8 protein-coding genes are annotated in these 9,437 nt (G+C 59.1%); 7 read left to right on the top strand and 1 reads right to left on the bottom strand.

Translation table 11 applies throughout. The features are described from left to right. Nucleotides 1-273, top strand: a 273-nt coding sequence (locus ACIQ17_RS26265) for a M24 family metallopeptidase (protein WP_398472238.1), incomplete at its 5' end; no start/stop codon positions are given. A gap of 19 nt (nt 274-292) precedes the next feature. On the opposite strand, the gene ACIQ17_RS26270 is transcribed toward ACIQ17_RS26265, so the two are convergent. Then, nucleotides 293-1,090 (bottom strand): IclR family transcriptional regulator, encoded by a 798-nt coding sequence (locus ACIQ17_RS26270; protein WP_398472239.1) that lies wholly within the window; start codon nt 1,088-1,090, stop codon nt 293-295. A 444-nt stretch (nt 1,091-1,534) separates the two neighbouring features. Here ACIQ17_RS26270 and ACIQ17_RS26275 point away from each other — a divergent pair, with 444 nt between their 5' ends. The 6 genes from ACIQ17_RS26275 to ACIQ17_RS26300 are packed head-to-tail and all read left to right on the top strand — an operon-like array spanning nt 1,535 to nt 9,311. Next, nucleotides 1,535-2,683, top strand: coding sequence for an ABC transporter substrate-binding protein (locus ACIQ17_RS26275; protein WP_398472240.1), 1,149 nt, complete (start codon nt 1,535-1,537; stop codon nt 2,681-2,683). Between the two features lie 38 nt (nt 2,684-2,721). Further along, on the top strand, nt 2,722-3,585 hold the full coding sequence (locus ACIQ17_RS26280; protein ID WP_398472242.1) for a branched-chain amino acid ABC transporter permease: 864 nt from the start codon (nt 2,722-2,724) through the stop codon (nt 3,583-3,585). A 2-nt stretch (nt 3,586-3,587) separates the two neighbouring features. Continuing rightward, complete coding sequence (locus tag ACIQ17_RS26285; protein WP_398472243.1) at nt 3,588-5,402, top strand: ATP-binding cassette domain-containing protein; 1,815 nt, start codon at nt 3,588-3,590, stop codon at nt 5,400-5,402. Then, nucleotides 5,395-6,102, top strand: coding sequence for an ABC transporter ATP-binding protein (locus ACIQ17_RS26290; RefSeq protein WP_398472246.1), 708 nt, complete (start codon nt 5,395-5,397; stop codon nt 6,100-6,102). Before ACIQ17_RS26285 ends, ACIQ17_RS26290 begins: the two co-directional genes overlap by 8 nt. A 39-nt stretch (nt 6,103-6,141) precedes the next feature. After that, on the top strand, nt 6,142-8,502 hold the full coding sequence (locus ACIQ17_RS26295; RefSeq protein WP_398472244.1) for a xanthine dehydrogenase family protein molybdopterin-binding subunit: 2,361 nt from the start codon (nt 6,142-6,144) through the stop codon (nt 8,500-8,502). Continuing rightward, a complete protein-coding gene (locus tag ACIQ17_RS26300) occupies nt 8,499-9,311 on the top strand; it encodes an FAD binding domain-containing protein (RefSeq protein ID WP_398472245.1) in 813 nt (270 codons plus the stop codon). Before ACIQ17_RS26295 ends, ACIQ17_RS26300 begins: the two co-directional genes overlap by 4 nt. The last annotated feature ends 126 nt before the right edge of the window (nt 9,312-9,437 follow it).

A 9,437-nucleotide genomic window follows, 5' to 3' on the forward strand; every position in this document is an offset into this window, starting at 1 on the left:
GATCTGACTCTGAAGGCGGTTCGCGAAAACGGCGAGCCGCGCTATCGCCGTCATCATGTCGGCCACTGCATCGGCGCGGAGGTATATGAGCAGCCGATTCTCGCTCCAGGTAATGAAATCGAGATCGAAGCCGGCATGGTCATCAATATCGAGACGCCCTATTACGAATTCGGCGTCGGAGCGGTGCATGTGGAGAATCCGTTCGTTGTGAAGTCGGGCGAGCCGAACCTTCTTCTTACGAAGGGAACGCCGAAAGAGCTGGTGATCCTGTAACGACTAGCCGCATCGTGGTCTAGCGGATCACGGTGCGGCGGTTCATGGACGAGATTTCCTCGCCGATTTGCATCGTCATCTCGATCACGTCTTCGAGTGAGATCTTTCCGGTTTCCATATAGAGCATGGGGAAGCTCAGTGAGAGTCCTGCGATGACTGAGCCGTCGGGACCTCGGATGCCTGTGGCCACGGAGGCGATCTCTGCGTAGATTTCACCTCGGTTGATGGCGTAGCCGAGCTTCCGGATCTGCCGGATTTGCCGCATCAATTCCTTTTCGTCAGTGACCGTGAGCGGTGTTATCTTTTTGACGGGATTGCCGGCAATCAGATTTTTGATGAACTCGTCGCTTTCATTGGCGAGAAGTATCTTTCCGAGCGCCGAACCGTAGATGCTGACGCTTTGCCCAGGTTCGGTCGTGATTTTGAGCGGCCCGCGCGATTCGTGCACGGCAACGTAGATCACCTCATCGGCGCTCATCACGCCAATGTAGAAGTTGTATGGGAATTGCTGTTCGTATTTCGCAAATACCCGCAATCCGATTTCGATGAGCGAATTTTGAGTCGAATAGTTTGCGGCCAGCTGCACAACTTTCGGACCGAGGTGATATTTTTGTGTCTCTTGGTTCTGTTCGAGATAGCCGCGGGATGCCAGCGCAGCGATCAGGCGGTAGGTGGTGGCGGCGTTGATTTCCAGCTCGCGGCCGAGTTCGCGTACGCCCCAACTCTGTTTTTTGGACGTGTAGGCCTCTAGAATCTTGAGGCCGCGAACAAGCGACTGATTGCTTGCTTCGGTGGGTGCTTTCGTTGTCCGAGCCAAATGTCCAATCCTTATACGATATCAGTGCTTCGATAGCCCAAACCCGGTCAGGATGCATCGTTTCCTTGCACCTATCATGGGCTGCTTTGCTTGCGCATAGCGTTTCTTTGTCGGTTCGAAATCCGCGAATCCTTCGCCGGCCAAGCTGAGCGGCGACAAAACAGCGCTTATCGTTGGTCTGAGTGTCCTTGCATTCCCGGTCTGGCGAAGCTTACCGCCACGAAGATTTGTTGCGCTTCTTGCTCAAATTATAGGCCGCACTGCACATTGTTTCCGAATTGACCGGAAGCGATGTGCAGAGAATAATATCAGTGTTTCTTTCAAAGAAACAATGTTTTTTTGCTTTGACTACACGAAGCTCCGCGCTAGTGTCTGAAAAAAAGACGTTTACGCGAAGCTTTGCACTTAAGAACATCGCGCCTTAAAGCATCGGGAGTTGAAAAAATGAAACACCTATTTCGTATCCACCTACTCTCAGCGGCGGTCGCCGTGTCGGTCTTCGGGGCGTCATTCGGTGCCTCTGAAGCGCTTGCCCAGGCCAAGCAGAAAGTCGTTGTCGGCGTCGTGTTGCCGCTGACCGGCGTTCTTGCGCCTTATGGCAAGCCGAATCTCGATGCGATTACGCTTGCCGTGGAAGAAGCCAACAAGGCTGGTGGCGTAAATGGCCGCGAGATCGAATTAGTCGTCGAAGACACGCAGGCCTCCAACACCACGGCCATCAATGCGCTGAACAAAGTGCTGCAGTCGCAGCCGGTCGCCATCATCGGGCCGGGTCTCGGCACGCAGATCCTGGCAATGCTGCCGATGACGGAGAAGGCCAAGGTGCCACTGATCGCCGGGCCGAGCACGCGACGAGTGACCCAGCAGGGAGCGAAGTATTTCTTCCGCGATAGTTCGCATGATGAAGGCGACAAGGTCGTTCTCGCCAACTTCATTGCCAAGGATCTGAAGAAGTCGAAGGTTGGCATTCTGCACGTCATGGCTGAGTGGGGGTATTCCGGTCGTGATTTTCTGACGCAGGAGCTCAAGAAGCTTGGTGTCGAGCCGGTCGCCGTGGCGTCCTATCAGCCGACCGATAAGGACATGACCGCGCAGGTCACTGCGATGAACAGTGCCGGGGTCGATGTCGTCTACACGCAGGGCTATCCGGTCGATGAGGCGCTGGTGGTGAAGAAGTTCAACCAGCTCGGCAGCAAGGCGGACTACGTCGCCTCGGCCAGTCTCTGCAAGGCGTTCCTGCGCGATCTAGTTTCGGCCGCCGACATGGCAGGTAAGTATTGCCAGGCTCCCGACGTGCTTCCCACTGCGAATGACCGACCGGCGGTGAAGGCATTCGTCGAGGCCTACAAGAAGAAGGCAGGATTTGCGCCCGATATGTATATCGCCAATGACTATGACGCCGTCGGCATGTTGATTTCGGTCATGAAGGAAAAAGGCGCCGACCGTGAAGCGATCCGCGAGGGCATGAGCAGCAAGTCCTATGACGGCATTCTCGGGACCTACAAGGCGGACGGCGAGGGCAACCTGTGGCACAACTCCGTCATCATGCAAATCCAGCCGAATGGTGACGTCAAGGTCGTCGCTCGTAAATAAGTTCAAATCCGATCACGGCTCTCGAAAGCGAACTCTAGATGTTGCAAATTCTCGCATCGGGTGTGGCAATGGGGTGCATTTATGCACTCGTTGGGCTCGCCTTCGTTCTCATCTATAACGCTTCCGGGGGACTCAACTTCTCCCAGGGCGAGTTCGTGATGCTGGGGGCCTTCGTCCTCTACACGACCACGGCGATGCAACTGCCTTATGGCCTCGCCGTGGTCATCACCATTGCAGCAGTCGGGTTGCTCGGCTGGCTGTTTCAGAAGCTTCTGTTCTATCCATTGAAGGACAGGTCGTTTCTGTATTTCGTGATTGCAACGATCGGCTTCTCGATCCTGGTGCGCAATCTGGCGTTGATCATCTGGGGGCCGAATCCGCTCAAGGTCCCGGCGCTGACCTCGACGGATTCCATCAGGATCGGCGCAGTCGTGCTCTCGCCGGAAAACATCGCGATCATCGTGGTGACGGCCGCGCTGCTGCTTGCCCAGTATCTCTTATTCTTCCACACCGATCTCGGTCGTCGCCTGCGCGCGACGGCGCAGAATGCGCAGATGGCGCAGCTGCTCGGCATCTATCCACGCCGCATGATTGGCATCACCTTCATCATGTCGGGCGCCATCGCCGGCCTTGCCGGTGCCTTGCTGGCTCCGATTTTCCTGATCGACACCGATATGGGCGCAGCCGTGCTGCTGAAGGCCTTCATCGCCGTGGTCATCGGCGGTTTCGGCTCCATCCCCGGTGTCGTCATTGGGGGGATCGCAATCGGTCTGATCGAGATCCTTTCGGCCGTCTACATTTCGTCGGTCTACAAGGATGCGATCTGTATCGGCGTTCTCATCATTTTCCTCGTGGCATTCCCGCGCGGGCTGCTCGGTGAAGCAATCAAGGAACGTGGCTGATCATGCGCAAGCTTATCATTCCTCTCGCTTGCGTCGCGCTGCTTGCTCTTCCGGCAGTCGTACCCAACGATTATCTGATGCGGCTGGTGAATGTCGGCATCATCTATGCCATCCTCGCCGTCAGCCTGAATTTCGTGCTCGGCTATGCCGGTCAGATCTCGCTGGGTCACGCGGGCTTCTTCGGCATCGGCGCTTATACCGCGGGCATCCTCACCCATACCGGACCTGGCTACATGTTCTGGCCGGTCTTCGTGCTGGCGGGCGGGATGGCGGGCCTCGCGGGTCTCATCATCGGCGTTCCGGCGCTTCGCCTGAAGGGCCACTATCTTGCATTCGGCACGCTGGGCTTCGGTGAAATCATCCGCATCATTCTGTTCAACTGGCAGGAAGTGACCCATGGCGGCGATGGCATTGCGGCGATCCCTGCGCCATCGGTGTTCGGCTTCCAGTTCGATAACGATCAGAAATATTTCTATCTCAGCCTGGCCTTCCTGCTGCTGGTGCTGCTGTTGGCCCGTCGCACCGAGACCTCGAAATACGGCCGCAGCTTTGCAGCATTGCGCGATGCGGAGATGGCGGCGGGCACCACGGGTGTGAATGTCACGCGCATCAAGATCCTGGCCTTCGTGATCAGCTCGGTGATCGCGGGCTGCGCCGGTTCGCTCTATGCGCATCTGGTCGGATTCATCAGCCCTGACGCGTTCACCTTCGAAGTGACGGCTCAGGTCTTGAGCATGGTCCTGCTCGGCGGCATGGGCACCACATTTGGTCCGGTGCTTGGTGCTGCCTTCATCACCATGCTGCCGGAGATGCTCCGTATCTCGAAGGAATACTACCAGGTCATCTATGGTGCTGGCGTCGCCTTTGCCGTCGTGTTCCTGCCGCAGGGCATTCTCGGCTTCCTCAGTCGCCGCAAGGCGGTGAAGGTGCCGCAGCTCGGCGAGAATGGCGTGATCGAGGAACTTGCCCTTGATGATCCGGCGATTGACCTGCTCCGTCCCAAGTCGGGCTCGGGTGCCGGTGATGACGTCTTGCTGTCCATCAAGAACTTGACCTGCCGTTTCGGTGGACTGATTGCCATCAACGACCTGTCGATGCAGGTGCGCTCCGGCACGATCCACGCTCTTATTGGCCCGAACGGGGCAGGGAAGTCGACATTCATCAATCTCGTTTCCGGCGTCTATCAGCGCCAGGAAGGCGTGATGGAATTCGGCGGCCAGGTTCTGCCGGTGTCGTCGTCCTGGAACATCGCAAAGGCCGGTATTGCGCGCACCTTCCAGAATTTGCGCTCATTCCATTCGCTGACGGTGATGGACAACGTTCTGGTCGGTTGCCGCAGCGCCAAGCCGGCAAGCTGGTCCTCCGTCATGCTCGGCAGCTCGGCTGCCGCGCGCGAGGAAACCGACTTGCGTGCGACGGCCGAGGCCGCTCTGCGCTTCGTCGGCCTATGGGCCATGCGCGATATTCCGGTCAGCGCATTGCCGCATGAATTGCAGCGCATGGTCGAAATCGCCCGCGCGCTGGCGATGCGGCCGCGTATGATCCTGCTCGATGAACCCGCCGCCGGCATGAACCCCACTGAAGTCGAAAGGCTGGTTGTTCAGGTCCGGAAGATGAAAGCGATCGGGCTGACGGTGTTGATCGTCGAACACAACATGCCATTTGTGATGAAGATTGCCGACACCATCACCGTTCTTAACTTCGGCAAGAAGATTGCCGATGGAACGCCGGTTCAAATCCAGCAGAACCCGGAAGTGATTGGTGCCTATCTCGGCAAGCGGGCTGCGGCCAAGGAAGTCAAAAATGCCGTTGCTTGAGGTCAAGTCGGTCAATGCGTCCTATGCGGACGGCGTGGAGGTCCTGCACGGCATCGATATCGCCGTCAATCAGGGCGAGATGGTTACGTTGATCGGCGCCAACGGCGCAGGCAAAACGACAACCTTGCGTGCCATCATGGGCTTGTTGCGGGCACAGGGGTCGATCAAGTTCGAAGGCGCAGAGATACTCGGGCGCGAAACGCCGCAAATCGCCAAGCTCGGGATCTCGATGGTTCCGGAAGGTCGCGGCGTGTTCCCGGGCCTCAGCGTCTATGACAATCTGCGGGTGGCGACGACGCCCTGGACGCGCCGCGGCCAGTCATCGGCACAGGACCTTGATCGCGTGTTCGAACTGTTCCCGATCCTGGCGGAGCGGCGCAAGCAGCTGGGATGGTCGCTGTCAGGTGGTCAGCAGCAGATGTTGGCGATCGGTCGTGCGATCATGGCGCGTCCGAAACTGATGCTGCTCGACGAGCCCTCGCTTGGCCTGGCGCCGAATCTGGTGGAGGAGGTGTTTGAGAAGCTCAAGAGCATCAACGAGCAGGGCGTTTCGATTCTGCTGGTCGAACAAAATGCATTCATGGCGCTGGAATATAGCCAGTTGGCCTATGTCATCGAGCGCGGCGCGGTTTCGAAGCAAATGGCGTCGTCGGCGCTCATGAATGACGAAGGCATCAAGGCCGCCTATCTCGGCGGGTAAATTCTTCGCGGCAGGTTGCCGCGGCTACGGGAGACCGGAATGAGTTCCACTGGAGTCGGAGCAAGCGTTCCGCGAAAAGAGGACAAGCGCCATCTGCACGGGCAGAGCACCTTCGTGGGTGATCTCACTTTTCCGCGTATGATGGATGTTGCCTTTGTGCGGAGCCCGGTGGCTCATGCGGTCTTGAAGACGCCGGAGATCGATGACGATGATCGCAGCCGTGTCTTCGTCGGAGCAGATCTCCAGATTTTGCCCATTCTCGCCGAAGCGACCATCCCCGGTTACGTCAAAACGCCATATCCGGTGATGGCCGGCGAAAAGGCCAATTTCGTCGGCCAGATCCTCGCTGCATGCATCGGAAAGAACCGCGCGGATGCGGAAGATCTTGCAGAACGCGTGATGTTCGATTTCGACGAACTCGACGCGCTGACGAATGCCTATGTGGCGATGGAGCCCGGCGCCCCGGCCGTTCATCCCGATCTGCCCGATAACGTCTTCCATCGGCTCGAGCAGGGGGAAGATTTCGAGGATGTCCGCCAGTCCGCACCGGTGAAGGTGACCCGAACATTCAAACTGGCACGGCAGGCCATGGTGCCCATGGAAGGGCGAGGCGTTGTCGCGCTGTGGGACGAGCGCGTCAGCCAGCTGCTGGTATATACATCCACCCAATCGCCGCATCTGATCCGCAATGGTCTCGCCGAATTCCTCAAGCTGGACCAGAACCGAATCCGCGTGATCGCGCCGGATGTTGGCGGCGGGTTTGGTTACAAGGCCATTCTTCATCCGGAAGAGCTGATCCTCGGATTTCTCGCAATGAAGTTGCGCCGCCCCGTGCGCTGGCTTGAAGATCGCCGTGAACATCTCACCGCGGCGGCCAATTCGCGTGAGCATATCTATACGATGACCGCCTATGCCGACGAGAAGGGGCACCTGCTCGGCCTAGACTCCGAGATCATTGTCGATGCGGGCGCTTATTCGATCTGGCCGCATACTTGCGCCTTCGATGCAATCCAGGCCGCGGGCATTCTCCCTGGGCCGTATCAGCTGAAGAACTATCGGGTGACGGCGCGCACAGTCGCCACCAACAAACCGCCAATCCAGGCCTATCGCGCCGTGGCGCGTCCGGGTGCTTGTTTCGCGACCGAACTCACCATCGATGCCGTGGCGCGTGCGGTCAATCGCGAGCCACATGAAGTTCGCCGCGAAAATCTAGTGCCGGTTGAACTGATGCCGTATCGCTCGGTCACGGGCAAACTCTACGACAGCGGCGATTATCCGAAATGTCTCGATACGGCGCTCCGCGCCATCGATCTCGCCGCGTTGCGCAAAGAACAGCAGGAGCGTCTAGCCGACGGACGACCGCTACTTGGCATCGGGTTTGCGACTTACACCGAACATACGGGCGTGAGCACCTCGGTCCTCGCCTGGATGAATACGCGTCTGATGCCCGGCCATGAGCAGGCTGCGGTCCGCATCACGCCCGATGGCGGCGTGGATATCCGGACCGGCGTGCAGTCGCATGGCCAGGGCATGGAGACCTCTTACGCCCAGGTCGCTTCACAGGTGCTCGGCATTCATACCGATCTGATCCAGGTAACCCATGGCGACACAGCATTAACGCCGTATTCGACCGGCACCTACGCATCACGCGGCATGATCATGGTGGGCGGCGCGATTGCAGATGCCTGCGATCGGCTGGTAGGCCGCATGCGGGTCGCTGCGGCGCATCTCATGCAATGCTCGCCGGACGATCTTGTGCTCCGCGATGGCGCGTTCCACGCCGATGCAGCGTCGATGACCATCGCCGAGATCGCGCATATCTATTACTTCGTGCCTGCCCAATTGCCCGAAGGCATCGACACGGCCGGTCTCGAAGTGATCGGTGGTTATCGTCCGCAGAAGGACTCCGGCGCATTTGCCTATTCCAGCCACGTCTGCGTCCTCGAGATCGACCGCGATTTCGCCACCGTGAAACTGCGCGACTATGTGGCGGTCGATGATTGCGGCATCCAAGTCAATCCCATGATCGTAGACGGGCAGATCTGGGGCGGCATCGTCCAAGGCATCGGCACTGCGCTTTATGAAGAGGTTCGTTACGACGAGATGGGGCAGCCGCAAGCCTCCACATTGGCCGATTATCTCGTCCCTGGTTGCGGCGACGTGCCGAAAATCCGCTTACTCAATTTCCAGACCGCGTCGCCGTTCACCCGCTTCGGCGTGAAAGGTGTCGGGGAAGGGGGCGCCATCGCGCCGCCGGCCGCCATCGTCAATGCGGTGAATGACGCCTTGCGCTTCTTCGGCGCCGAAGTCGCGGAAGTGCCGGTGTCGCCGGCTCGTATTCTGGCTGCACTGGAAGAAGTCGGCCTCGATGCCGGATTTGTCGCGCGAGGTGCCGCATGAAACCGGTCAGCTTCGATTTCATTCGTGCAACCACGGTCGCGGAAGCCACGCAGGTGCTAGCGGAATTTGATGGTGATGCCCGCGTGCTCGCGGGTGGCCAGTCGCTTGTGCCGATGCTCAATCTGCGTCTCGCCCGGCCGACGGCCGTGGTCGATATCTCCATGATCGCGGAACTGGCGACCATCGACGTATCGCCGACGATGATCTCCTTCGGCTCCATGGTCACGCATGCGCAGATCGAGCGAGCGCCCCATACCGGCAAGACGTTCGACCTGATGCGCCAGGTGGCGAACGGCATCGCCTATCGCGGTGTCCGCAACCGTGGCACCATCGGCGGCAGTGTCGCGCATTGCGATCCGGCCGCGGACTGGCTGTCCTGCCTGTCGGCGCTCGACGCCAGGATCCAAGTGGCCGGTCCGCAGGGCATGCGCCAGATGCCGATCGCTGAATTTCTGCTCGGGAGCTTCACCACGGCGCTGCAGGCGGGCGAATTACTGGCGCGGATTGACGTTCCCGTGCTCAGCAACGAGGCAAAATGCGGCTATTACAAACATAATCGCAAGGTCGGCGAATTTGCCGAAGCGATTGGTTGCGTGGTGTCCGATCCTTCCCTCGGCCATCGCCGCATCATCGCAGGCGCGCTGTCATCGCCGCCGGTGCAACTATTCGCCGACGGATGGCCGGCCGATCTTAGCATTGAAAGCCTGCGTCAGGCGGTGCGAGATACAGCCCCCGACGTCGAGGGCGCGCATATACATTTCCACGCAGCGGCCGTCCTGCGCGCGCTGAAGATCGGTGGCCTCGCATGATCGATATTTCTTTGACTATCAACGGGGACGAGGTGCAGGCGAGCGTCGAGCCACGGCTTTCGCTGGTCGATTTCCTGCGCGAGAAGCAGCATCTCACCGGCACGCATGTGGGCTGCGAACACGGCA

The sequence above is a fragment of the Tardiphaga sp. genome, from assembly GCF_044340795.1.
Classification (GTDB): domain Bacteria; phylum Pseudomonadota; class Alphaproteobacteria; order Rhizobiales; family Xanthobacteraceae; genus Tardiphaga.